The sequence below is a fragment of the Andreesenia angusta genome (assembly GCF_001855385.1).
In the GTDB taxonomy this organism is placed as follows: Bacteria; Bacillota; Clostridia; order Tissierellales; family Gottschalkiaceae; genus Andreesenia; species Andreesenia angusta.
Genome location: NZ_MKIE01000001.1, coordinates 41224 through 67448, shown reverse-complemented (window position 1 = coordinate 67448; position 26225 = coordinate 41224). Strand labels below are relative to the sequence as shown.

The window sequence follows — 26225 nt, the reverse complement described above, 5'->3', positions numbered from 1 at the left end:
ACTTTAGTCTTCCTTGTGCTCAAGGTTTGAAGATTCAGGCGATTTACCCGGCATGCTCTCTAAAGCTAGATGAGGAGTCCCGGTAGCGTTAAGCGACTCACTTAGCGCTCTGTTCTCATCACGAAGAGATGCGATTTCAGACTCAAGGTTTTGTATGCGCTTGGACTTTTCCCTTATGGACTTCTTTAGCGAAAACTGCTTTAAAAGCCCAAGGAATATGGCCACAACCGCTCCAAGCGAGGCGGAGATAAGTATTACAAGTGCCTGTGAAATATTGGCGCCAGCCACTAGAAACTTTATATCCACAGGGTCTGAATTCTGTATGGCAAACACGGCCACTAGAAGCGCCGAAACTAGAGATACTACAAACTTCCACTGCATAGCGATACCCCCTTTAAATGAATGCTTTCCTATTAAGATACCCATTTAAGAGCTTCATCAGACTCAAAAATTTTAAAAAACGCCTATATTGTTGACATAGTGAATATCAGCAGTTATAATTATAAATAAATATAAGTTAATATAAATAAATATGCAGAGACTGATTAATTTCCGGATATATTGCTTTAAGCCTTGTTAAGATGATATTATATTGGGAAAGAGTCATTAAAATAATGAAATAGAGAGGGGTTTTAAATATGAGCAAAGAAAAAGTTGTACTGGCGTATTCTGGAGGACTTGACACTTCGATAGTTATACCTTGGCTAAAAGAGAACTACAATATGGAGATAATAGCTGCTTGTGTAAATGTCGGACAAGACGACGATATGGAGGAAGTTAGAAAGAAGGCCATAGCTTCTGGAGCGTCAAAGATATACATAGAAGACGTAAAAGAGGAGTTTGTAAAGGACTACGTATTCAAGGCAGTGAAGGCAAATGCGGTTTACGAGGACAAATACCTTATGGGAACAGCAGTTGCAAGACCGCTTATAGCTAAGAAGCTAGTTGAAGTAGCGCATAAAGAGGGAGCTAAGTACATCTGTCACGGATGCACTGGAAAAGGAAACGATCAGGTGAGATTCGAGGCTGGAATAGCTGCGATAGACCCTAGCATACAGATAATAGCGCCTTGGAGAATATGGGACATAAGTTCTAGAGAAGACGCCATAGACTATGCAAACGAAAAGGGAATACCTGTGCCTGTAACTAAGGAGAAGATCTACTCAAGAGATATGAACCTTATGCATATAAGCCACGAGGGTGGACATCTTGAGGATCCTAAGAACGAGCACAGAGCGGAAGAGCTTTACCTTATGACTAAGACTCTAGAGGCTGCAAAAGATGAGCCTACTTATATTGAGCTGGAGTTCGAAAAAGGAGAACCTACAAAATTAAACGGTGTAGAGATGTCACCAGCGGAGCTGCTTTCAGAGCTTAACAAGATAGGTGGAGAGAACGGAGTAGGCGTAGTGGACATACTTGAGAACAGACTTGTGGGAATGAAGTCTAGAGGAGTCTACGAAAGCCCTGGAGCTACTATACTTATGGAAGCTCACAAAGACCTTGAGAAGCTGACTATAGACAGAGCGACTTACCACTTCAAGCAGACTGTAGCTATAAGATACGCAGAGCTTGTATATGACGGACTTTGGTTTACACAGCTTAAAGAGGCGCTAGACGCATTTGTGAACTCGACTCAAGAGACAGTTACAGGATGGGTTAAGCTGAAGCTTTACAAGGGGAACGTGGTTATAGCTGGAATGGACTCTCCATATGCGCTTTACGACGAGGAGATATCTTCTTTCGGAGCGAGCGAGCTTTACAACCATGAAGACGCGGATGGATTTATAAAGCTGTTTACACTACCACTTAAGATAAGAGGAATGGCTAAAAACAAATAGGCGGTGAGCAAATGAAACTTTGGGGTGGAAGATTTCAAAAGGACGAAAACAAGCTGATGGAGGACTTCAATAGCTCTCTTCCTTTTGACAAGAGACTTTACAAACAGGATATAATCGGGAGCTTGGCCCATGTAGAGATGCTGAACAAGTCGGGAATACTTACAGACGAGGAGAAGTCCCAGATAATAGGGGGCCTAAGCTCTATACTAGAGGACATAGAAGCTGGAAAGCTGCTGATAGAAGGCAATTACGAGGATATACACTCCTTTATGGAGGTAAACTTGATAGAGAGAATAGGCGAAGTCGGAAAGAAGCTGCACACTTCTAGGAGCAGAAACGACCAGGTCGCAGTAGACATGAGGCTTTTCGCAAAGGAAAACGGACAGATGCTTGCAGAGATGATGGGCGAGCTTATGGAGACGACAAAGACACTTGCAGACAATAACTGCCATATAATGCCAGGGTATACGCACCTTCAAAGGGCTCAGGTTGTGACTTTCAAGCAACATATGATGGCGTACTACAGTATGTTCAGAAGAGACAAGCAGAGGCTTGAAAACGCAGTAGAGCTTATGGACGAGTCGCCCCTAGGATGCGGAGCGCTTGCCGGGACGACTCACTCCATAGATAGAAGCTACACGGCTGAGAAGCTGGGCTTTAAAAAGCCTGTGGACAACTTCATGGACGGGGTGAGCGACAGGGACTACCTTCTAGAGATGCTTTCAGCATTCTCTATAATCATGATGCACCTGAGCAGGCTGAGTGAAGAGCTTATAATCTGGAGCAGTCAGGAGTTCAGATTTGTACAGATAGACGATGCATACGCAACAGGAAGCAGCATAATGCCGCAGAAGAAAAACCCAGATGCGGCAGAGCTTATAAGAGGGAAGACAGGAAGAGTTTACGGAGCGCTTATGGGTATGCTGACCGTTATGAAGGGAATACCGCTTGCCTACAACAAGGACATGCAGGAGGACAAGCAACAGTACTTCGATGCGCTAGACACTGTGATATCTTGCATAAGCATAATGAACGAGATGCTGAAGACTCTGAAAGTCAACGCAGACGTGCTTAGAGGAGCTGTGAAGGCAGGATTCCTGAATGCAACTGAAGTTGCAGACTACCTAGTTACAAAGGGAGTGGCTTTCAGGGATGCCCACAAGATAGTGGGAGAGATAGTGCTGCTCTGTGAAAGCAAAGGAGTTGCGATAGAGGACCTAAGCTTAGAAGAGCTGAACGGAGTAAGCCCTAATTTCACGGACGACATATATGACTTCATAGAGTATGAAAAGGTATTTGAAAAGGGAATAAAAAAAGAGCTGCTTTAGAACTCAGGGCTCTGTGACGAAAGTCGCCAATCTAGACTGATTGGTGGCTTTTGTTTTTTTGTAATCTGAAACAAATGATATATATGCTATAATCTAAGGACATGGATTTGGGTGGTGATTTTTTGAAGGCAGCAAAGTCAAAATTGGCGTTTATGGCTGTATGTGCCGTATTCGGTGTGATGATTTCAATTCAGTTTAAAACAGCGATAAGCGTAGTCGGCTTCAACGTGTTTCCAAATCAGAAGCTAAAGGAACTTTCAAAAGAATACGAGATTATAAAGGCCAAGAAAGAGAGTTCAAAGCAGTATATAGAGGAACTCGACTCTCAGATAAGGCAGTATGAAACGGAGGAAGCCAAGGATAGCGAAGAGGTTCAGGGGAAGTATAACGAGCTTGAGAGGTACAGGATATTTGCTGGATACGAAGACGTGAGTGGCCCAGGTGTTGCGGTGGAGATAAGAGATCCAGAGCTGAAAGTCGAAGCTGGGGAAAACATAAGCTTTATAGTGGAAAACTACAGTTTTATACTTCAGATTATAACTATACTGAATGACAATGGCGCCGAGGCTATATCCATAAACAACCAGCGGTATACAAACTTCACGGAGCTAGTGCCTAAAGGCGACAGCTTGCTTGTAAACGACGTAAATGTAAAGCCTCCAATAGTCATAAAGGCCATAGGGAGTCCCGATGCGCTGGAGCGAGGGCTTAAGATAAGAGGGAATGTAGTCTGGGACATGGAGAACACACTGCAATACGGAATAAGCATAAAGCGAATGGACGAAGTCGAGATCTCGAAGTATGGAAAAAAAGAAGAGCATAAATACGCAAAACCTGTTAATTTAAATTAAAAAGTGTGGGTAAATATATAATATCCATGCTTTTTCTTTTATAGAGTCTATGCTCAGATAAAAGTACATAAAAAAGTATGGCACATTGAAATGATTATGTTATAATATATTTAGAAAAAACGATGAAAGGAAGTTGGATGATGAGCTATAAATATATCAAGTGGTTTAATGAAATCGACAAAGAGGACATACCTCTAGTAGGAGGAAAAGGAGCTAATCTAGGAGAGCTTACTATAAAGGGAGTAGACGTTCCACCTGGATTCTGTGTAACTGCAACAGCTTATTCTGATTTTATAGAGAAGTCAGATCTTCAGAAAGAAATAATAGAGGTTCTAGATGGCTTGGACGTAGAGGATTCAGTTCAACTTCAAGAGAGAAGTGCGGCTATAAGAGCGCTTATAATCAGAAAAGACATGCCTTCAGATATAGAGCAGGAGATTATAGAGGCATATGAAGAGTTCAACAAGAGAGTTAAGACTCCAGATGCACAGGTTGCAATCAGATCTTCAGCTACAGCAGAGGACCTTCCAGAGGCTTCTTTCGCAGGACAGCAGGACACTTACCTTCATATAAGCGGAATAGATGAAGTTAAGTCGCATATAAAGAGATGTTGGGCATCGCTTTGGACTGCAAGAGCTATTTACTACAGAGAGCACCAGAACTTCGTACACACAGAGGTAGCGCTTAGCGTCGTAGTGCAGAAGATGGTAAACAGCAAGATAGCCGGAGTTATGTTCACTGCAAACCCTATGAACAGCAGCTCTAACGAGATAATGATAAACGCCAGCTGGGGACTTGGAGAGGCTGTAGTTTCAGGAATAGTTACACCAGACGACTTTATAATAGACAAGACTACAAAAGCTATAATAGAGAAGACTATAGCTGACAAAAACACTATAGTTGTGAAGAACACTGACGGAGTTGGAACTAAGGAGATGGAAGTGGCCGAAGTTCTAGGAGCAGAGTATGTCACAAAGCAATGTCTAAACGACCTTGAAATCTCTAAGCTTGCAAACTACGGAATGAAAATAGAGGAGCTTTACAAGTCGCCTCAGGACATAGAGTGGGCACTTGACAGCGACACTGAGGAGCTTTACATCCTTCAGTCTAGACCTATAACTACACTTACGGAGGAAATAAAGATGGAAATAGGACAGGGAAGCCAAGAGCTTAAGATGATAGCCAAAGGACTTGGAGCATCTCCAGGAATCGGATCTGGAAAAGTTAAAAATATAAAAGACATAACAGAGATGGACCAAGTAAAAGAGGGCGACATACTTGTAACTGTTATGACAAATCCAGATATGGTTCCAGCTATGAAAAAGGCCGCAGCTGTTGTAACTGACGAAGGTGGAAGAACTTGCCATGCTGCCATAGTTTCAAGAGAGCTTGGAATACCTTGTATAGTTGGAGCTAAGGACGCTTCAAAAGTCCTTACAGAGGGAAGAGAAGTTACAGTAGATGCGACTAGAGGAGTAGTGTACGAGGGAACTGTGCTTCAAGAGAAGAAAGAGGAAAAGCAAGCTTCAGCTCAAGGAGTTGGAGTTAGCGAAGAGCTTCTTCAGCAGCTTACAGCGCCTATCACTGGAACAAAGATATACATGAACCTAGGAGAGCCAGACCTTATAGGAAAGTACAAAAACCTTCCAATGGATGGTATAGGCCTTATGAGAACAGAGCTAATATTCACAAATGCAGTTGGAGCTCACCCTATGTACCTTCTAAAGATAGGCGAAGAGGATATGTTTATAGACAAGCTTTCAGAGGCTGTGACTTCTGTTGCACAGGAGCTTTATCCTAAGCCGCTTGTAGTTAGACTAAGCGACTTCAGAACTAACGAGTTCAGAGGACTTAAGGGTGGAGACGAAGTTGAGCCTATAGAGGCAAACCCTATGATAGGATGGAGAGGAGTTTCTAGATATATCTCTCCAGAGTATATAGAAGGATTCAGACTAGAGTGCAAGGCTATAAGAAGAGTGAGAGAAGATTTCGGACTTACAAACGTATACGTAATGCTTCCTTTCGTAAGAACTACTTGGGAGCTTAAGAAAGTAAAAGAGATAATGGCAGAAGAAGGGCTTGTTCAAAACCAGGACTTTAAGATCTGGATAATGGCGGAAGTTCCATCTGTTATATTCGAAGCAGAGGAATTCGCTCAATTGGTTGACGGATTCAGCATAGGAAGTAACGACCTGACTCAGCTTATAATGGGAGCGGACAGAGATTCAGGAATCCTGAACGACATGGGATACTTTGACGAGAGAAACCCTGCTGTAAAGAGAGCTATAAAGACTCTTATAGCTGCGGCTCACAAATACGGAAAGACAGTTTCAATCTGCGGACAGGGACCATCGACTTACCCAGAGTTTGCAGAGTTCCTAGTTGAGTGCGGAATAGACAGCATGAGCGTAAACCCAGATACAGTTGCCTACACTAGAAGGCTTGTAGCTGGAGTGGAGCAGAGAATGATTCTGAAGAAATTAAGAGGCGAAAATTAATATAGCTGGCATATAAAGCAGCAAATGAAACAGAGCGGGGAGACCTGCTCTGTTTTTAGTTGTATAAAGCATCTTTAGGGGTAAATATGAGGTAGAAAGCTATAATTCGAGGGGGGATAGATATGCCACAAAACAGAATAGGGGGAAAAATAAGCGCAAACAGGATAGCGGAGCTTGAAGCTCAGGGCGTGCTTGACTGTATGGACACAAGACCAGAGGGGCTTTCAGAGGAAGAGGCAAATGCAAGGATGGCCATATACGGCGAAAACAGAATAGAGAGCAAGAGCAGCTTCAATCCGATCAAGAGCTTTGCCAAGCAGATGGTGAACCTCATGGCTATAATGCTCTGGGTTGCAAGCATACTTGCCATAGTGTCAGGGACACCACTGCTGAGCTACGTTATCTGGATGGTCATACTCATAAACGGCATATTCTCATTTATACAGGAGAACAAGGCCGACAAAGCGCTACAGGCGCTGGCCAAGATGATACCGAATAATGTCAAGGTTTACAGGGATGGGGAAATGAAAGTCACTACAGCAGACAAGCTGGTGCCTGGAGATATTGTATCGCTCAAAGCTGGAGACAAAGTGCCGGCAGACATAAGAATCACAGAGTCTACAGGACTGCTCGTGGACAATTCGATGCTGACAGGAGAGTCGCTAGCCGTGGAGAGGGATGAAGCTCCACACGCACTGGAGGAAGGGGACAGCACAACCAGCAGGAACCTTGTGTTCGCGGGAACCTCTATAAGCGGAGGAGAAGCCAAGGGGGTAGTGTATGCCACTGGAGACGAATCTCAGATAGGTAACATAACCCAGACCTCTGCCGGCATAGTCAGAAAAAAGAGTACGCTTGAGCTTCAGATACAGAAAATAACCAAGACACTCATAGTGATCTCTTTTGTGGTGGGGGCGCTTGCCTTTTTGATCTCTACGGTGGCGACAGGCATACCTGTGAATGCGGCCCTTATATTTGCAATAGGCATAATAGTGGCCGATATTCCAGAAGGGCTTATGCCCACAGTAAGCCTTTCGCTGGCGGTTGGAGTGCAGAGGATGGCCAAGAAGAATGCGTTGGTGAGGAAGCAGTCGGCTGTTGAGACACTTGGGAGCACTACAGTTATATGCACAGACAAGACTGGGACGCTTACGCAAAATGCCATGTTCGCGAAAAAGATATGGACATCTGACGGAGTAGTTGAGATAAGCGGAGAGGGCTATGAAAAAAAAGGAGAGATAACTGGCTTCAACGATAGAAGCTTAAAAGCGGTCAAGAAGCTGCTCGAGGCCTCTGTACTTTGCTCTGACACATTGCTTCAGACGGACAGAGAGAATCCGGAAAGCTGGAAAATAATCGGAGACCCTACAGAGGCAGCCATACTTATAGCGGCTGAAAAGGCTGGCTTTGAAACAGGGTCATTTAGAGATCATTTCGAGCAGCTGAGTGTAGTCCCTTTCAACTCAGACTCCAAGACCATGTCTGTGACAGTAAGGGACGGCAACGGAGATGTAGTGCAGTATACAAAGGGAGATCCAGGCAAGCTAATAGAGCACTGTAATTATATTTTCAAAGAAGGAAAAGCGGAAGCCATGGGGCCTGAGGACAGGGAAAGTATAATGGACATCAATGACAGGTTGGCGAGTGAGGGGTTCAGGTTGCTTGCCGTCGCATACTCAGACGATCCAGAGGGCGAAATCGCACAGGACGGCTTGACTCTTCTCGGGCTTGTAGCCATGTACGACCCTCCGAGGGAAGGCGTGGCGGAAGCCATAGCGGATTGCTACAGGGCGGGAATAAAGGTGTCTGTAGTGACTGGAGACTACAGTTTGACGGCAGCTGCAATTGCAAGGCAGATTGGGATCATATGCGATCACGACTACGTCACTATAACTGGGGCGGAAGTAGAGAGCATGAGCCAGGAAGAGCTTGCAGAGAAAATAGATACAGAGGTACCTGTAATATTTGCAAGGACTACGCCGAATGAAAAACTTAAGATAGTGGAGACTTATCAAAGTCTAGGCCATGTGGTGGCCTCGACTGGAGACGGCATAAACGACGTACTTGCACTTAGAAAGGCAGACATAGGCATTTCAATGGGAAAAAACGGCTCTGACGCGGCTATAGAGTCTTCGGACATAGTGCTTCTAGACGACCACTTTGCAACTATAGTCGAGGCCGTAAAAGAGGGCAGAGCCATATACGACAACATCAGGAAGTTCATCACTTATATACTGGCATCGAACATACCGGAGGTGCTTCCGTTCCTGGCCATGGGGATACTGAACATACCTCCATCGCTCACAATACTGCTGATACTGGCCATAGACCTTGGCACGGACTTGATTCCGGCGATATCGCTGGGAGGGGAGCATCCAGACGAGTCGATACTGGACGAACCTCCAAGAGCCCTTGACGAGAATATACTGAACAAAAAAGTGCTTCTGCGCTCGTATGGATTTCTTGGTATGATAGAGGCAGGGATGGCTTTTGCTATCTACTTGTTTGCATGGAGGTACTTTGGATATTCATTCGAGGAGATGCGCTCTTTCAATGTGGCTATAGCAAATGGCACGGCAAGTGAAGCCATTATGCAGGTATACAGCTACGCCATAACGCTATCGTTTGGTGCAGTGGTGGCAGGACAGATTGGGAACGTGCTGGAGTGCCGCTCGTCGAGGCTGCCATTTACTGCTACGCTCAAGAAGAAAAACTCCATGATGATATGGGGCATAGTGCTGGAGATAGCTCTGTTTCTTGCGATAGCGTATGTTCCGTTTTTCAATATGCTCTTTGGAACAAGTGCGCCAAAGCTTGAGCATCTGGCGATGTTGATTGCATGTCCGGTGGTGCTGATAGCGTTGGAAGAGACGAGAAAGTGGATAGTCAGAAGGCGATTTAAGATACAGTAGGAGGTTAAGAGTTGAAGATATACCATACAGGAGATTGGCATATAGGGAAGGTGTTTTTGCACAAAAGCTTTATAGATGAACAGAGAGAAGTGATAGGTAAATTTCTGGAGAAAGTGGAGTCGGACATGCCTGACCTTGTGATAATAGCGGGCGACATATACGACAAGTCCATACCTACAGTAGAGGCGGTGGGGCTTTTGAACGAGACTCTTTCCAAGCTCGTGATGGAGCACAAGCGAAAAGTCGTGATCATATCTGGAAACCACGACAGCGCAGATAGGCTCTCTTTCGGGTCCGAGATGCTAGAGGACAAAGGGCTCCACATAGTCACAGATGTAGTGAAATCGATTAGCCCAATAGAGCTAGAAGATGAGCACGGGAAGGTCAATGTATACGCCGTGCCGTATATATCGCCTATGAAGGCCAGAGCTGTTTTTCCCGGGGAGGAAATAAAGGACCATGATGATGTGGCGAGAGTTGTCATAGGCAAGATATGCGAAAAGCTGGACAAGAGCGAGAGGAACATATGCATATATCACGGCTTTGTCACGAACTCCGGAGAGAGATTGCAGGAGAGCGAGTCGGAAAGGCCTCTTTCAATAGGCGGAAGCGACGAAGTAAGCGCTGAATACTTCAAGGACTTTGACTACGTGGCGCTTGGGCATCTCCACGGTCCGCAGAAAGTGAAGACAGAGCGTATAAGGTACTCAGGTTCCCTTATGAAGTACTCTTTCTCGGAGCAGAACCATAGAAAGGGCATAACGAGTGTCTGTTTGGGCGAAAAGCAGGTCGGAAGTGCGGAGATGAGCTGCAATATAGAGGAGATATACCCGTCTAGAGACATGAGAATCATAGAGGGGAGTCTTGAAGAGTTGCTCGCAGAAGATTTAAGCGAGGCTGAGAGAGAGGACTATATAATGGCTAGGATAGTGGCAGACGGAGAGCTCTACTCGCCTAAAGACAAGCTGGACAAAGTCTACAAGAACATACTCAGAATAGAGATAAAGAGAGACGCTACTCGACTTGAAGGCGAAAAGGCTGAGTTTTCAAGGGCCAACTTCAGGGAAAAAAGCGTGCTAGAGCTGTTTAGAGACTTCTATGCTGAAGTTACAGATATGGAGCTTGAAGGTTCGAAAGAGGAAAAGCTTGCTTCGCTGCTTGAAAATATGGATATGGAGGAGTTTTAATATGAGACCTACTAGACTTGTCATGACGGCCTTCGGGCCATACAGCGGGACAGAGACTGTGGACTTTACCAAGCTTAAGGAGCGGAATCTATTTCTCATAACAGGCCCTACAGGAGCTGGAAAGACAACTATATTCGACGCCATAACATATGCGCTCTACGGGAGCGGAAACGGAGACGAGAGAAAGCCCCAAAACTTCAGAAGCGACTTTGCAGGCAAGGATGTGCTGACAGAGGTGGAGCTGGAGTTCAGAGTCGGAGCTAAAAGCTACAGCATATACAGGTCGCCTGCGCAGCTTGTGAAAAAGAAGCGTGGAGAGGGATATAGGGAGGAGAGCGAGAAAGTATGCCTCGTGTGCAAAGGCGAGAGCGGCGATCCCGTTGTCTATGACAAGATAAAAGAGGCGGGGGAAGAAGTGGAGCGGATACTCAAGCTGAATGTAAACCAGTTCAGGCAGATCATGATGATTCCCCAGGGTCAGTTCAGGGAGGTCATAAGCTCTGATACCTCAGAGCGAGAGAAGATACTCAGGGCCCTTTTCGACACCTCAAAGTACTCGAAAATTCAGGAAAAGCTGAAAGAGAGAAAAAAGGAGCTAGAGGCTTCAATCAAAAGCTCGATGGATCATATCTCGGAAGCCTTTAAAAAAATAGGGCATGACGGCGAGGACGGAACCACGTCCCAGAAGATGGCGAAGGTGGAAGTTGAAATAGAGGAGATAGAGAAAGCTAGAGTCGGGAAAGAGAAGGAAATTTCAGAGCTAGAGCTAAGCATTTCAAGAGTGTCCCAGGAAATAGCGAAGGGAGAGCAGGTAAACAAGATACTTGAAAATATAGAGAAAAACAGCGAAAAGCTAAGCCAGCTTGAAGCGAAAGGTTCGGAGTACCTGGAGAAAAAAGAAGCTGTATCCAAGATGGAAAAAGCCATAAGACTCCAGGGAGACGAGCGGAGTATCGTGGACATGTTAAAGAGAGCCAGGGAGGTTGAAGCTTCTATTCTAAAAGAGCGAGAGTCTCTTTCGAGTCTTGAAATTCAGCTTGAGCGGAAAAAGTCTGAGCTAGAGAGGGAAGCTAAAAGAGAAGGAGAGCGTCAGGAACAAAGCAAGAAGCTTTTGACGCTAAAAGAGCGGGAGTCGGATTTCAAAGAGCTAGAAGAGAGAGAGATTACTCTAAAGCTGAAAGCAGAAAAACACAGAGATTCGGAGCAAAGGGAAAAAAGCTTGGAGGCTAAGCTTGCAAATTACTCAAGCGAAATCCTTCTGCTAGAGAAAGAACTTGAAAGCGGTGAAAATCTAGAGCTGGAGATTGAAAAGCTTGAATCCAAGCGAAAATCTGACATGGAAAAAAAGCAGCAGCTGCTTGAGCTCTTTGAAGAAGACAAAGCTATAAAGGGCGACATAGAGTTGCTCAAAGAGCTCCAGTCAAAACTTAGCTCTAAGTCTGAAGCTGTAAAGGTGCTTGAGATCAGCTTGAAAAAGGAAGCAGAGGAGTATGAAAATTTAAATGAGACGCTTTTATCAGAGCAGGCCTCTTATATAGCGCTTTCGCTGTGCAAGGACTCTCCTTGCCCGGTCTGCGGGTCGTTAGAGCATCCAAACCCAGCAAAGCCGGTCAAGTCAGAGGTAAGCCAGGAATCGCTAAAGCAGAAAAGGCAGTATGTAGAAAAACTCAGACAAGAGCTAGAGGTGGAAAAGGGGCTCTTGGGAGAGCTTAAAGTTGAATCAGGGAAGCTTAAAGCCACTGTAGAGTCGAAACAGAGCTCTCTAGACTCAAGACTGCACAAACTTGGGGTGGAGAGCGGCGATATATACAAGGTAAAGACTGAGCTAAGGGAAAGGATCAAGGAGTATACTGAAAATATACTGTCTATGGAAGCTTCTCGCGCAGAGCAGTCCAGAAAGAAGACCAACCTTAAAGCGCTTAAGATAAAGCAAGCAGAGCTTCAGGAGAAGCACAGAGCAGAGAGCGAGCTGGAGAGAGAGCTGTCTGACGAAATAAAGGACTTGAGCGGAAAGCTGAAAGTCCAGAAGTCTTCACTTGAGAAGCTGCTTTCGAGGCCTGAGATAAGCTTTGAATCATACAAAGAGGTTCTAGCTGAGACAGAGTGCAAGTACGAAGAGTTGGAGAGAAGCTACAGGCTTGCCAAGGAAAGCTTTGAAAACATGGAGAGAGATCGTATAGCGCTGGCTTCAGGGCTAGAGGCTAGATGTGGTGAGCTGGCTAGGTTAAACGAGAGCGCTGAAGATAGAAAGGCTGAGTTCAAGGAAAAAGTCTCTAAAGCCGGATTTAAAGATGTGGAAGACTACAGAAAGTACAGAGCGAGCGAAAGCGAGCTGGATAAAGCCATAGAAGAAGTGAACAGATACTATGACAGCATAAAAGAACTTAAATCGCTGCTGAAGAGAGACAGGGAGTCTACAGAGGGTCTTGATATTGTGGATATAGAAGCGCTTAGAGGTATAGAAAAAGACCTGAACGCTAAAAAGTCTGAGATATCCGATGCCAGAACAGAGTTGCTTATAGAGAAAGACAGGTACAGAGAGTGTCTGGAAGCTGTAAAGAGCAGAGCTGAGTCCATAGCGAAAGAGGAGTCTGAGTACAGCGTAGTTGGAGAGCTAGCAGCTGTGGCGAATGCAGAGAAGGGGAGTATAAACAGCAAGAACATGAGTTTCGAGAGATATGTGCTGTCGTCTTTTCTAGAGGACATACTCTTAGCTACAAACGCCAGGCTAAGCGGGATGACAGACGGAAGGTTTCGGATAGCCAGAAAAGAAAGCCTAGACCACAGGGGCAAGGCAGGCGGACTAGACCTAGAGGTGATGGACTACTACACAGGGCGAAAGCGGGATATAAGCACGCTCTCGGGAGGAGAGGGCTTCAAGGCGTCGCTCTCTATGGCGCTTGGACTTTCGGATGTGGTCAGGGCGTATGCCGGAGGCATAGAGCTAGACACCATATTCATAGACGAGGGCTTTGGAACACTTGACTCGGACTCGCTTGAATCTGCGATAGATACACTGGTGGAGTTGCAAAACAACGGCAGGCTAGTAGGGCTTATATCCCATGTAGACGAGCTGAAGGAGAGGATAGACGCTAAGATAGAGATAGAGTCTGGAAGCCAGGGAAGCCATATAGTTGACTTTGAATTTGAAGGATAGTACGAGAGGTGGATACAATGATATACAGAAGACTTGACTTTAGCAACAGAGAGGAGTTTGAGGCGGCTTGGCGCATATACGAGGAGAACTTCCCGCAGTATGAGAGAAGAAGGCTGGACACCCAGCTGAGAGCTGGAAAAGATGAATTCTACAGGCCCATGATATTGCTTGAAAGAGAAGAGATAATAGGTATAATGTTCTACTGGGCATTTGAAGAGTTCACTTTCTTAGAGCATTTTGCCGTGGATGAAAAGCACAGAGGCTCAGGACTTGGATCGAAAATTCTAAGGGAGTTCTGCGAAAAAGAGAGTGATGTGGTGCTGGAGATAGACCCGCTAGAGAGCGAGATAGCCGTGAGGAGAAAGCAGTTTTACGAGAGACTGGGCTTTTGCCTGAACGACTATGACTACACCCATCCTGGGTACGAAACAGATTACCCAGAACATAGACTTATGATAATGAGCCTTGGGAAAAAGCTAGATGAAAGCGAATACAAGAGGTTCGTAGAGCGTAGAGACAACCATACGCTGGTTTAAACAAGGGAAATAAAAAAGCCGAGGACAATGTCCTCGGCTTTTTGCTGTGCTAGAAAGCAGGAATTACTCCGCCTTCGTAGTTGTCTTCTATGAAATTCTTGACTTCATCTGACTGAAGCGCCTTTATAAGGGCTTGAACTTTCTCGTCATTTTCATTTCCGCTTTTGACTGTGATTATATTGGCGTAAGGAGAGTCCTTGGCCTCTATGAGTATTGCGTCGGTAGTCGGGTTGAGTCCGGCTTCTAGCGCATAGTTTCCGTTTATAACAGAAGCGTCGAAGTCCTGAAGCGTTCTAGGAAGCTGCGCCGCCTCTAGAGCTTGAACTTGAAGGTTCTTAGGGTTTTCAACTATGTCTTTTTCTGTAGCGTTGAATCCAGCGTTTTCGTCAAGCACTATAAGTCCCTTTTCCTCTAGGAGCAGAAGTGCCCTAGCTCCGTTTGTAGGGTCATTGGGAATGGCTATCTTGGCTCCGTCAGCAAGCTCATCTATAGACTTTATGCTCTCAGAGTAAAGTCCCATAGGCTCTATGTGTATCTTGGCTACAGAGACCAGGTCAACACCTCTTTCTGCCACAAAGTTCTCAAGGTAAGGCTCGTGCTGCATGAAGTTTGCATCTATCTCCCCGTCGTTAAGGGCCAAGTTAGGCTGTACGTAGTCGCTGTAGTCCACTATTTCAAGCTGGATTCCCTCAGACTCCAAATCATCCTTTACGAGCTCAAGTATCTTTCCGTGAGGCTCTGGTGTAGCCCCGACTTTGATAGAAGAAGAATTTTCGCCAGAACCGCTGCATCCGGCTACGAACATAGTAGTTGCAAGTGAAAGTGCTAAAAGTATTTTTTTCATTTTATTTCCTCCGATTTTTATTTTCTCTTGTTGTTTATGCCTATCGAAATGCTGTTTCCAAGCATCTGTATTACCTGAACCAACAGGATTATGACAACTACAGATATTATCATTATGCCTACTTCATATCTGTGGTATCCGTATCTTATGGCAAGGTCTCCAAGACCTCCTCCACCTATGGCTCCGGCCATGGCCGAATAACCTATGAGGTTTATGATTGTAAGAGTTATTCCGCTTACAATTGACGGCAGAGACTCTGGAATAAGTACTTTTGAGATTATATTGAAAGTAGTGGCTCCCATGGACTGCGCCGCCTCTACAAGGCCATGGTCTACCTCCCTAAGAGCGCTCTCTACAACTCTGGCCACAAACGGGATAGCAGAGATTGTAAGAGGCACGACAGTCGCCATAGTGCCTGTGCTTGTTCCGACTAGTAGTCTTGTAAAAGGTATTATGACTATCATGAGTATGAGGAATGGGAAAGACCTCATTATATTTACTACTGTGCCTAAGACTGCGCTTAAATTAGGCTTTTCCCAAAGCCCGCCTTTTTCTGTAAGCAGCAGAACCACCCCTACAGGAAGCCCTATGGCGAGGGACATGACTGTCGAGAGAAACACCATCAAAAGGGTCTCACCTATTGCCGGCAAGAGCAGGTCAAGCGACAAGAAATCAGCCATTCCAGATCACCTCCGTAGCTATATTTTGACGTTTCAGAGATTCGAGCGCAGCGTCTATATTGGCCTTTTCTCCAAGCAGCTGGATGGTAAGATGCCCTACAGACATGCTCATCAGCTGGTCTATCTCTCCAGAGATTATATTCACGTCTAAGCTGTGATCCTTTATGAGCTTAGAGACTATGGGCTGCTTGGCGCTATCCCCGAGATATGAAATCTTTAAAACTACAGAGCCAGGCAATTTGGGAAACAGATCATCTATCTCTGTCTCAGGCTTTATGCCGAACACGAAGTTCTTGGCGGTGTCTGTCTTGGGATTGGAGAAGACTTCGTGAACCGCTCCAAGCTCTATTATCTTTCCGCCCTCTATTATGGCCACCCTGTCGCATATCTCCCTTATTACCTCCATCTGATGCGTTATAAGTACTATGGTTATACCGAGGTTCTTTCGTATATCCTTGAGCAGATCCAGTATGGAACTAGTAGTCTTTGGATCAAGTGCTGAAGTAGCTTCATCACAGAGCAGTATCTTGGGGTTGTTGGCCAAGGCCCTTGCTATTGCTACCCTCTGCTTTTGCCCGCCTGAAAGCTGTGAAGGATAGCTCTCCTTCTTGTCGGAAAGCCCTACAAGCTCCAAGAGCTCGTCTATCCTCTTGTCGGCATCATTTTTGTCCACGCCGGCTATCTCAAGAGGGAAGGCTATGTTCTTGGCAACAGTTCTAGAGGAGAGCAAGTTGAAATGCTGAAAGATCATGCCTATGCCTTTTCTGCTCTTTCTGAGCTCTGACTCGCCAAGGGCTGTTATGTCGAGGCCGTCTATTATGACTTTCCCAGAAGAAGGGTCTTCCAGCCTATTTATGGTGCGGATCAAAGTAGACTTTCCGGCACCACTCATACCTATTATGCCGAAGATCTCGCCATCCTGTATTTCGAGGCTGACATCATCTAGAGCAATTACTTCGCTTTTGTTTTTAAGCTTGAAAACCTTGCACAAAGAATCTATAACTATCAAATAATCACCACCTTGTATGTATTTACTCTAAATGATATATTATATACTTTTTGAAGAAAAATCAATACATGAAGCTACGGCGTTTGAATAAGATTATTATACACTATTCCGATTGGTATTTCAAGGATTGAAAAGGCTTTAAATATTATTGATTTTTTGGGGATATAGTGATACTATTTTTATAGAACCTTTAATCTAATCCAGAGAGGTTAGGAAGGAGCGAAAATAGTATAGACATGTCCATATTTGCAATAATACTGTGGGTATATGAAATATGACTATTGGCCTTCCTATTGTATGGAAGGCTTTTTTTGTACCTTTTAAGACGGTCCGGAGAGGCTAAAAAGGAGGAATATATATGTTAGAAGGAAGACATCTTATAGAACCAATGGATTTTACAAACGAAGAGTTGGACGGAATATTCGAACTAGCTGACAGCATAATAGAAGATGAAAAGTCTTATATGGATAAATGCAGAGGAAAGATACTCGCATCGCTGTTTTACGAGCCAAGCACCAGAACGAGATTCAGCTTTGAAGCTGCTATGTACAGGTTAGGCGGTCAAGTAATCGGATTTTCAGAGCCCAGCTCTTCTTCTGTGTCTAAGGGAGAGAGCATAGCAGACACGATAAAGACGGTTTCGTGCTACGCAGACATAGCAGTTATGAGACATCCGAAGGAGGGAGCTCCTAAAGTGGCATCTATGTACTCCGACATACCTGTGATAAACGCAGGAGACGGAGGCCACCAGCATCCCACTCAGACGCTTACAGACCTGTTGACTATCAGAAGGACAAAAGGTGAAATTGGGAATATAACTATAGGCTGCTGCGGAGACCTTAAGTTTGGAAGGACAGTGCACTCGCTGATAAAGGCGCTTTCAAGGTATGAAAACGTGAAGTTTGTGCTTATATCGCCAAGCGAGCTTAAGATTCCAGACTATATAAAGAGGGAAGTGCTGGAGAAAAACGGGATAGAGTACGTAGAGGCAGAGAAGCTTGAGGAGAACATGGGAAGTTTGGACATACTCTATATGACAAGGGTTCAGAAAGAGAGGTTCTTCAACGAAGAGGACTATATAAGGCTAAAAGACAGCTATATACTTACGCCGGACAAGATGGAATACGCTAAAAAAGACATGATGGTGCTTCATCCACTGCCTAGAGTGAACGAGATATCGCCTGAGATAGACAGCGACCCTAGGGCGCTTTACTTCAAGCAGGCCAAGTATGGAATGTATGTAAGGATGGCACTTATAGCTAAACTACTGGGGGTGTGCTAGATGACGGTGAGCATAAACAGCATAAAAAAGGGAATTGTGATAGACCATATAAAGGCCGGACATGGAATAAAGGTCTACAACTACCTTGGGCTTGACAAGGTGGACTTCACGGTGGCGCTTATAAAAAACGCTCCCAGCAACAAGCAGAATAAGAAGGACATAATAAAGATAGAGAACGCCATGAACATAGATTTTACCGTACTTGGGCTTATAGACCCGACTATGACTATAAACATAATAGAGAATGAGAGCATAAAGGAAAAGATAAAGCTGAGTATACCGAAAAAAGTGGAAGACGTCATAAAATGCAAAAATCCTAGATGTGTGACTTCTGTAGAGAAGAACATACCGCATATATTCTTGCTGTTTGACGAAGAGAAGCTGGAGTACAGATGCCAGTACTGTGACGAAGTATATACTTTCTCGGAGGTGTAAAGATGGAACTGCTTATAAAAAACGCTAGAATCGTGGATGTTTCACAGGACTTTGCGGGGGATATATATATAGTGAATGGAAAGATAGCGGCTATGGGAGAATCGCTTGCGATAAAGTGCGAAACAATAGACGCAGCTGGAAAGGTGGTCATGCCTTCTTTTATAGATATGCACGTGCACTTCAGAGAGCCAGGCTACGAGTATAAGGAAGACATTGAAAGCGGAAGCAGATCGGCCGTGAGAGGCGGCTACACCATGGTCAACCTTATGGGGAATACGGACCCTGTGTGCAGTTCTATGGACGTTGTGAATAAAGTGCTTTCGAGAGTGGAGCAGGTTGGACTTGTAGACGCTCATCAATGTGTGTCCATAACTAGAGACTTCTCTGGAAGCGATATAAGCCATCTAGAGGAAGTGGACGAGAAGGTGGTCACTATAATCACGGACGACGGCAAAGGAGTTCAGAGCAACAAGGTGATGCTAGACGCCATGCTGAAAGCCGTGGAGAAGGACATGGTTGTAATGGCTCACGGAGAGGACGAGGACATAACGCCTTTCAGCTTCAGGCTTTCAGAGAATATAGAGACTATAAGGGACATAGAGCTTGCAAAGTACACTGGGGCGAAGCTGCACATGGCCCATGTAAGCACCAAAGAAGCCATGGAGTACATACTTCAGGCCAAGGTTCAGGGCTACGATAACATAACATGCGAAGTGGCTCCACACCATATATACCTGAGCTCAGACGAGTCAAACTACAGGGTGAACCCTCCTATAAGGGAGATGGAAGACGTAGAGGCCATGCTTTGGGCCGTGGAAGAGGGATATGTGGACATGATAGCCACAGACCATGCGCCTCACACTGTAGAGGACAAGCAAAACGGAGCCCCAGGGATGGTAGGGCTAGAGACGGCTTTTCCAGTGTCCTATACGGCGCTTGTGAAGTCAGGCAGGATAAGCCTTAGCAAGCTTACGGAGCTTATGAGCAGAAACCCTGCCAAGCTGCTTGGAGTCAAAAAAGGAGAGCTCAAGATAGGCTATGATGGGGACGTGGTCATAGTAGACCTTGACACTCTAAAGGCTGTGGACAGCTCGGAATTCCACTCAAAAGGCAAGAACACTCCGTTTGAGGGCATGGAGTTCTACGGAGAAGTGCTTAAGACGATCAGAAAAGGTGTAGTTGTGTATTCAAAGGAGGAATCTCAATGATAATAGATAGACTTTATGAAGCGGTGGAGAGCAAGGGACATGTATGTGTAGGACTTGACACAGACTTGTCTTATATTCCAGAGTTTCTGCTTAAAAAGCACACAAATATCTCGGATGTCATATTCGAGTTCAACAAGACAATAGTGGACAGCACAGCAGACTATGCATCTTGCTTCAAGGTTCAGATTGCATACTACGAGGCGTACGGCCTAGAGGGGCTTCTGGCCTACAAGAAGACGCTAGATTACCTCAGAGAGAAAAAAGAGATAATAATAGCTGACATAAAGAGAGGGGACATCTCAAAGACTGCCGAGATGTACGCGAAAGGTCACTTCGAGGGAGACTTCGAATCCGACTTTATAACGCTAAGCCCTTATATGGGACTAGACAGCATAGAGCCTTATCTTGACTATGTAAAGAACAAGGAGAAGGGACTTTTCGTGCTTGTCAGGACTTCGAACGAAGGCGCCAAGGACATACAGTTTATAGACACGGCAGAAGGCGAGAAGATATACACTACAGTTGGAAAGAAGATACAGACACTCGGAGAAAACTACCTTGGAAAGTGCGGCTACAGCTCTATAGGTGGAGTGGTTGGATGCACTCACGCAGACGAGGGCAGAGAGATGAGAAAGACACACGACAAGACTTTCTTCCTCATACCTGGATACGGAGCTCAGGGTGGAGGAGCTGACGACGTGGCGCCTCTTCTGAGAGACGGAAACGGCGGAGTTGTAAACTCATCTAGGGGAATACTTCTGGCCTACAAGAAAGCTGACGGAAAGCCTGAGGAGTTCGGAGCTTATGCAAGAGAGGAAGCTAAAAAGATGAAGGAGGCTATCGGAAATGTCATCTAAATACCTAAAAGCCAAAGTGGCTTCAAACGAGAAGATAGCAGAGGGAATCTACAGAATGGTAGTGGAGGGAGATTACTCTGCAAACCCTGGACAGTTCTACATGCTTAGAGCCTGGGGCGTGGAGCCTTTCCTTTCAAGGCCTATAAGCATACACGGAATTACAGATGCGGGAATAGAGTTTCTCTACGAGGTAAGAGGCACAGGCACAGAGATTTTCTCAAAGCTTAAAGCCGGAGACGAGCTGGAGCTCTTAGGGCCTGTAGGAAATGGATTCGACCTAGAGACTATAAAGGGCAAAGTGGCTGTAGTAGTGGGCGGAATAGGTATAGCCCCTATGTACGAAGTGATGAAGCATATAAAAGACTCTACAGTGGACTTCTACGCTGGATTCAGAGACGAGGTATACTCTGTGGATTATATGAAGGAGTATGCGGACAACGTCATAATATCTACAGAGTCTGGAAGTGTAGGTCACAAGGGCTATGTAGTAGAGCAGCTTGACGCTTCAAAATACGACTACATTCTGTCTTGCGGACCTACACCTATGATGAAAGTGGTAAAGGAAATGGGCGAGAAGGTAGGAACTCCTGTGTACGTATCGCTTGAGAGCCATATGGCCTGCGGAGTTGGAGCTTGCCTTGGATGCACCTGCAATACCAAGAAGGGAAAAGAGAGAGTCTGCAAAGAAGGGCCAGTATTCCTAGGAGAGGATGTGTCTTTAGATGACTAGTTTAAAGGTGAATATAAACGGAGTGGATTTCAAGAACCCTGTGATAGCGGCTTCAGGGACTTTCGGATTCGGAGAGGAGTACAGCGAATACTTCGACGTATCCAGAATCGGAGGCATCAGCAGCAAGGGTCTGACTATAAACCCCAAAGCGGGAAATGAAGGCAGAAGGCTTCATGAAGTTACAGGAGGGCTTATAAACAGCATAGGGCTTCAAAACCCTGGGATAGACGAGTTTATAGAGCTGGAAATACCCAAGATGAGAAGTTTGAACACTGTAATACTTGCAAACATGGGCGGAGGAACTATGGATGACTATCTTGCTGGAGCTTCAAAGCTAGACAAGGCAGATGTAGACATAATAGAGCTGAACATCTCCTGCCCTAACGTAAAGTCTGGAGGTATGGCTTTCGGAATAAAGTCATGCGTTGCGCACGAGGTGGTTTCAGAGGTCAGAAAAGTGACTAAGAAGCCGCTTATGGTGAAGCTCTCTCCAAATGCAGAGGACATAGTGGAGATGGCTGTAAAGTGCAGAGAGGCTGGCGCTGACTCGCTTTCGCTTGTAAACACTTTCAAGGCTATGGCCATAGATATAAATAAAAGAAAGCCAGTCTTTAGAAACATATTTGCAGGGCTTTCAGGAGCTTGTATAAAGCCTATGGCACTTAGGATGACTTACGAAGTCGCAGGAGCCGTGGACATACCTGTAATAGGGATGGGCGGAATCATGAATGCAGAGGACGCAATTGAGTTTATAATGGCTGGTGCCACAGCTGTCCAGGTTGGAAGCGCCAACTTTGTAAAGCCAGATATAATGCTGGACATAATAGACGGCATGGAAGCTTTTATGAAGCGTGAAGGAATAAAGTCGATAGACGAAATAAGAGGAATCGCAAGGGGGTAATTAAAATGGCAAACACAGATCAAATGGTAATAGACACACTTAAAGAGGTAGAAGCACTACTAGAGGGACATTTCCTGCTTTCATCGGGAAGACACAGCAACAGATACGTGCAGTGCGCAAAGCTGCTTCAGTATCCAGACAAGGCTGCAAAAGTGCTTCAAGTTGCAGCAGACAAGCTTAAAGAGCTGGACTTCGACATAGTGGTAGGACCTGCTATGGGTGGAATAGTGGCTGCATACGAGATGGGAAGACTGCTTGGAAAGCCAGCTATATTCACTGAGAGAGTCGACGGAGTTATGACTCTTAGAAGAGGATTCGAGATAGCAGAGGGACAGAAGATAATCATAATGGAGGACGTTGTAACTACTGGAAAGTCTTCTATAGAGACTGCCAAAGTGCTAGAAGAGCACGGCGGGAAAGTTATAGGGATAGGGTGCATAGTAGACAGAAAGAGCTCTGACATAGACCTTCCAATCTACAGCTGTATAGAACTAAACATAGAGAGCTTTGACAAGGAAGAATGTCCAATATGTGAAGAGGGCAAGATACCTGTTATAAAGCCAGGAAGCAGAAATATAAAAGCATAGCGGAATTCAGACATGGTCAACTTGGCCATGTCTTTTTTTACTAAAATCCAAAAGAGTGGTAGAATGGTATTACAGAGAAAATAAAACAGGAGATGATTGTGGTGAGAGCATTTTATCTGCAAGGTGGAGGAGCAAAAGGTGCATTTCAGGGAGGAGCTATAAAGGCGCTTTACGAAAAGGGAATAGAGCCGGACATAGTGTCGGGCACATCCATAGGAGCCATAAACTCGTACTTTCTGATAAAGGGGAATGTAGACGAGCTTGAAGCCATGTGGAACTCCATAGAGGAGGAGGACTTCAAAAGCCCGGACCCAGGGGAAAAAGTGGTGGAAAACGAAAAGCTTATAGAGGTGCTTGAGCATGTGGAGAAGAGAGAGAGCAGAGTCTCGGAGGTGTACATAAACTATGTGAAAGTAGAAGACTCCAGCTTATCTGAAGTGGTAGAGGAAATCTGCTCTAGCAGCTCTAAAATCGCGCTTTCCAGCATAAAGTACAGCTCGCTGCTGCCCTATGTGGAAGGTGCTGAAGGGGGAACGGCTGATATGATGGAAGCCTTCAAAGAGAAGCTTGAAGCCGGGGAGTACGACGGATACAAGCTTGACGGGGGTATGCTCAACAACAGATTTACAGAGCCTCTCTTAAGGGACGACATAGAGGAGCTATACCTTATGCCTTTAAGTAATAGCTACAAAGTGGATAAAGAGCTGAAGGAGATGTACAGAGACAAGAAGCTGGTTGTAATAAGGCCTGATGTGGAATTCAACCCGGAAGACACGCTGAGGTTCGAAGGAGAATTCTGCAAAGAGCTTTTCAGAAGAGGGTACGAGACTGCAAAAAGACTCCTCTAAAGTCTAGCGCTTTAGAGGAGTCTTGAAGAGAAAGTTGATAAGGTCTATGATTTCCTGATCGATCACATGGTAGTAGACTTCGAGGCCGTCTCGCCTTGCCTCGACTATCCCAGAGGCCTTTAGTTTCTGAAGATGCTGGGATATAGTGGACTGCGGAGTGTTCAAGCAGTTTTTCATATAGGAGACATTGCACTCCCCTTTTTCGAGCAACCCTGTGAGTATGCAAAGCCTTACGGGGTGGGCAATCAGTTTCAGTTTTTCAGAAATATCTATAAAATGGCTTGGATTCGCATTCAAATTATCATCTCCCAGATTATATTGCAGTTATCGATATCTATATATTACAATGAGGGGATAGACAAGTCAATCAAATACAGGAAGGGAGGAGTGGAAAATTGAATACATTTCAACTCAAGATAATAGGACTTATACTTATGACGCTAGACCATATGTACCAGTACTTTAAGCTAGCTGGCGTGCCTATATGGTTCAACTGGCTGGGAAGAGTAGTGGCCCCCATTTTTGCATTTACAGCAGTAGAGGGATACTACCATACCAGAGACAGGTTTAAGTATATGAGAAGGCTCTACGTGTCGTCTTTACTTATGAGTATTGGGAATATAATTGTTCCAATGATCATATCTAGGCCGGACGGGATGACAGTGCCTAACAACATATTTTCAACCCTGTTTCTGATAACCGTATACATAAAAGCCATAGAGCTTTTAGCTGAGGGAAGATACAGCGGGGATAGAAAAAAACTTTATCGAGGTCTTGTGCTTGGGGTAGTTCCTATAGCTTCAGGGTTTATAGCTTCAGCTGGATATCAGCTTGGGGGAGAATGGGCATACAAGGCGATATCGGCGGTATTGCCAAATCCATTCACTACGGAGGGAGGCCCTGTATTCATAATGATAGGGCTCATAATGTACTTTTTAAGGCAGGACAGAGTCAAGATGGTGGCTATATACAGCTTTATATCGCTCTCGATGCTGGTTTCAGGAGAGCTGACTGTGCAGAGGATATTCTTCGAGAACTACCAATGGATGATGGTGTTTTCCGCGGTGTTCTTTCTGCTCTACAACGGCCAAAAGGGCAGAGGGGTGAAGTATCTCTTCTACGCATACTACCCTGGCCATATATATTTTTTCTATGTATTATCGGCTATTCTGATGTTAAAATAGAGTTAGCATTTTAAAATGAATATTTGGAGGGGAAACAATTGGAATCATGGAAAGTAGAAACTAAATGCATACAAGACGGATATAGACCAGGCAATGGGGAGCCTAGAGTAGTTCCCATAACTCAAAGCACGACTTTTAAGTACGACTCCACAGAGCATGTGGCGAAGCTCTTCGACCTTGAAGCGCCGGGTCATTTCTACACAAGGCTCAGCAATCCAACAGTGGAAGCGCTAGAGAACAAGGTGGCTTCACTTGAAGGTGGAGTAGGAGCGCTCTGCACTGCTTCTGGACAGTCGGCCAGCATGAACGCCATACTGAATATATGCGAATCAGGTGACCATATAGTGTCTTCAAACAGCATATACGGCGGGACTTTCAACCTGTTCGCCATAACGCTCAAGAAGATGGGGATAGAGGTGAGCTTTGTAGACCCTGAAGCATCTGAAGCAGAGATAGAGAGCGCTTTCAGGCCGAATACAAAGGCGCTTTTCGGCGAGACTATAGCCAACCCTAAGCTAAATGTACTTGACATAGAGAAGATGGCCGATATAGCTCATAAAAATGGAGTTCCTCTTATAGTGGACAATACATTTGCCACACCGTACCTATGCAACCCGTTTGAGTTCGGAGCTGACATAATCATACACTCTACTACAAAGTATATAGACGGCCATGCCACAAGTGTGGGCGGAATAATAGTGGACTCTGGAAACTTCGACTGGAACAACGGCAAGTTCCCAGGGCTTGTAGAGCCGGACCCGTCTTACCACGGACTTTCATACACAGAGAACTTTAAAAACGCCGCCTATATAGTTAAGGCTAGAGTGCAGTATATAAGGGACATAGGAAACTGCATGAGCCCTATGAACGCATTTCTTACAAACCTTGGGCTTGAGACGCTACACCTCAGGATGGAGAGGCACTGCTCAAACGCACTGAAAGTGGCGGAGTACCTTGAGTCTTCTGAAGAAGTGCTTTCGGTGACTTATCCGGGGCTCAAGAGCAGCCCGTACAAATCGCTTGCAGACAAATACCTTCCTAAGGGAACTAGCGGAGTCATCTCTTTCAGAATAAAGGGAGGAAAGGAAAGGGCCATAGAGTTTATGGACAAGCTGAAGCTTGCAAACATAGTGGTTCATGTCGCAGACATAAGAACGGCAGTTCTTCACCCGGCAAGCTCGACTCACAGGCAGCTTACTGACGAGCAGCTTGCAGAGGCTGGGATAGACCCTGATATGATAAGGCTTTCTGTCGGGATAGAAAATGTGGAAGACATAATAGCAGATATAGAACAAGCATTTTAATCGATTCCAACACCTGAGGGTGTTGGAATCTTATGTTTTTTCGGAT

Annotated in this window: 23 protein-coding genes; 18 read left to right on the top strand and 5 right to left on the bottom strand. The window is 45.2% G+C overall.

Translation table 11 applies throughout. The annotated features are described in order from the left end of the window. Nucleotides 1-3: 3 nt before the first annotated feature. Nucleotides 4-381: a LapA family protein gene (locus EUAN_RS00320; protein WP_071060523.1), complete on the bottom strand. Its 378-nt coding sequence runs from the start codon at nt 379-381 to the stop codon at nt 4-6. Between the two features lie 257 nt (nt 382-638). Between EUAN_RS00320 and EUAN_RS00315 the strand changes: the two genes are divergently transcribed. From EUAN_RS00315 to EUAN_RS00280, 8 genes are all read left to right on the top strand, one after another. Then, nucleotides 639-1841 (top strand): argininosuccinate synthase, encoded by a 1203-nt coding sequence (locus EUAN_RS00315; protein ID WP_071060521.1) that lies wholly within the window; start codon nt 639-641, stop codon nt 1839-1841. An 11-nt stretch (nt 1842-1852) separates the two neighbouring features. Continuing rightward, nucleotides 1853-3169, top strand: a complete 1317-nt coding sequence (gene argH, locus EUAN_RS00310) for an argininosuccinate lyase (RefSeq protein ID WP_071060519.1) — start codon at nt 1853-1855, stop codon at nt 3167-3169. Nucleotides 3170-3291: 122 nt separating this feature from the next. Then, nucleotides 3292-4020: a DUF881 domain-containing protein gene (locus tag EUAN_RS00305; RefSeq protein WP_169817298.1), complete on the top strand. Its 729-nt coding sequence runs from the start codon at nt 3292-3294 to the stop codon at nt 4018-4020. 137 nt (nt 4021-4157) lie between these two features. Continuing rightward, entirely contained in the window at nt 4158-6518 is a 2361-nt protein-coding gene (ppsA, locus tag EUAN_RS00300) for a phosphoenolpyruvate synthase (RefSeq protein ID WP_071060517.1), read from the top strand. Nucleotides 6519-6640: 122 nt separating this feature from the next. After that, nucleotides 6641-9430, top strand: coding sequence for a cation-translocating P-type ATPase (locus tag EUAN_RS00295; protein ID WP_071060515.1), 2790 nt, complete (start codon nt 6641-6643; stop codon nt 9428-9430). Between the two features lie 11 nt (nt 9431-9441). Next, nucleotides 9442-10617: an exonuclease SbcCD subunit D gene (locus tag EUAN_RS00290; RefSeq protein ID WP_071060514.1), complete on the top strand. Its 1176-nt coding sequence runs from the start codon at nt 9442-9444 to the stop codon at nt 10615-10617. Nucleotide 10618: 1 nt separating this feature from the next. Beyond that, entirely contained in the window at nt 10619-13774 is a 3156-nt protein-coding gene (locus tag EUAN_RS00285) for an AAA family ATPase (RefSeq protein WP_071060512.1), read from the top strand. A gap of 17 nt (nt 13775-13791) precedes the next feature. Next, entirely contained in the window at nt 13792-14310 is a 519-nt protein-coding gene (locus EUAN_RS00280; protein WP_071060510.1) for a GNAT family N-acetyltransferase, read from the top strand. A 49-nt stretch (nt 14311-14359) separates the two neighbouring features. On the opposite strand, the gene EUAN_RS00275 is transcribed toward EUAN_RS00280, so the two are convergent. The 3 genes from EUAN_RS00275 to EUAN_RS00265 are packed head-to-tail and all read right to left on the bottom strand — an operon-like array spanning nt 14360 to nt 16843. Then, complete coding sequence (locus EUAN_RS00275; protein WP_071060508.1) at nt 14360-15154, bottom strand: MetQ/NlpA family ABC transporter substrate-binding protein; 795 nt, start codon at nt 15152-15154, stop codon at nt 14360-14362. Nucleotides 15155-15171: 17 nt separating this feature from the next. Further along, nucleotides 15172-15834 (bottom strand): methionine ABC transporter permease, encoded by a 663-nt coding sequence (locus EUAN_RS00270; RefSeq protein ID WP_071060505.1) that lies wholly within the window; start codon nt 15832-15834, stop codon nt 15172-15174. Further along, entirely contained in the window at nt 15827-16843 is a 1017-nt protein-coding gene (locus EUAN_RS00265; RefSeq protein WP_071060503.1) for a methionine ABC transporter ATP-binding protein, read from the bottom strand. The genes EUAN_RS00270 and EUAN_RS00265 overlap by 8 nt, the downstream gene beginning before the upstream one ends. Before the next feature lie 358 nt (nt 16844-17201). Here EUAN_RS00265 and pyrB point away from each other — a divergent pair, with 358 nt between their 5' ends. The 8 genes from pyrB (at nt 17202) to EUAN_RS00225 (ending at nt 23691) form a co-directional block, all read left to right on the top strand. Further along, complete coding sequence (gene pyrB / locus EUAN_RS00260; protein WP_071060501.1) at nt 17202-18125, top strand: aspartate carbamoyltransferase; 924 nt, start codon at nt 17202-17204, stop codon at nt 18123-18125. Beyond that, a complete protein-coding gene (locus tag EUAN_RS00255; RefSeq protein WP_071060499.1) occupies nt 18126-18560 on the top strand; it encodes an aspartate carbamoyltransferase regulatory subunit in 435 nt (144 codons plus the stop codon). A 2-nt stretch (nt 18561-18562) separates the two neighbouring features. Beyond that, nucleotides 18563-19768, top strand: a complete 1206-nt coding sequence (locus EUAN_RS00250; protein WP_071060497.1) for a dihydroorotase — start codon at nt 18563-18565, stop codon at nt 19766-19768. Continuing rightward, on the top strand, nt 19765-20625 hold the full coding sequence (pyrF, locus tag EUAN_RS00245; RefSeq protein WP_071060495.1) for an orotidine-5'-phosphate decarboxylase: 861 nt from the start codon (nt 19765-19767) through the stop codon (nt 20623-20625). The genes EUAN_RS00250 and pyrF overlap by 4 nt, the downstream gene beginning before the upstream one ends. Next, nucleotides 20615-21355, top strand: a complete 741-nt coding sequence (locus tag EUAN_RS00240) for a dihydroorotate dehydrogenase electron transfer subunit (RefSeq protein ID WP_071060493.1) — start codon at nt 20615-20617, stop codon at nt 21353-21355. The genes pyrF and EUAN_RS00240 overlap by 11 nt, the downstream gene beginning before the upstream one ends. Further along, nucleotides 21348-22256: a dihydroorotate dehydrogenase gene (locus EUAN_RS00235; protein ID WP_071060491.1), complete on the top strand. Its 909-nt coding sequence runs from the start codon at nt 21348-21350 to the stop codon at nt 22254-22256. The genes EUAN_RS00240 and EUAN_RS00235 overlap by 8 nt, the downstream gene beginning before the upstream one ends. A gap of 5 nt (nt 22257-22261) precedes the next feature. Further along, nucleotides 22262-22843, top strand: a complete 582-nt coding sequence (pyrE, locus tag EUAN_RS00230) for an orotate phosphoribosyltransferase (RefSeq protein ID WP_071060489.1) — start codon at nt 22262-22264, stop codon at nt 22841-22843. Nucleotides 22844-22944: 101 nt separating this feature from the next. Next, nucleotides 22945-23691, top strand: coding sequence for a patatin-like phospholipase family protein (locus EUAN_RS00225; RefSeq protein ID WP_071060487.1), 747 nt, complete (start codon nt 22945-22947; stop codon nt 23689-23691). 3 nt (nt 23692-23694) lie between these two features. On the opposite strand, the gene EUAN_RS00220 is transcribed toward EUAN_RS00225, so the two are convergent. Then, the gene (locus EUAN_RS00220; protein WP_071060485.1) at nt 23695-23988 is read right to left on the bottom strand and encodes an ArsR/SmtB family transcription factor; all 294 of its coding nucleotides are present in this window, start codon (nt 23986-23988) and stop codon (nt 23695-23697) included. A gap of 98 nt (nt 23989-24086) precedes the next feature. On the opposite strand from EUAN_RS00220, the gene EUAN_RS00215 reads away from it, so the two are divergent. Then, on the top strand, nt 24087-24875 hold the full coding sequence (locus EUAN_RS00215) for a TraX family protein (protein ID WP_084655613.1): 789 nt from the start codon (nt 24087-24089) through the stop codon (nt 24873-24875). Between the two features lie 38 nt (nt 24876-24913). Beyond that, entirely contained in the window at nt 24914-26179 is a 1266-nt protein-coding gene (locus EUAN_RS00210) for an O-acetylhomoserine aminocarboxypropyltransferase/cysteine synthase family protein (protein WP_071060483.1), read from the top strand. The last annotated feature ends 46 nt before the right edge of the window (nt 26180-26225 follow it).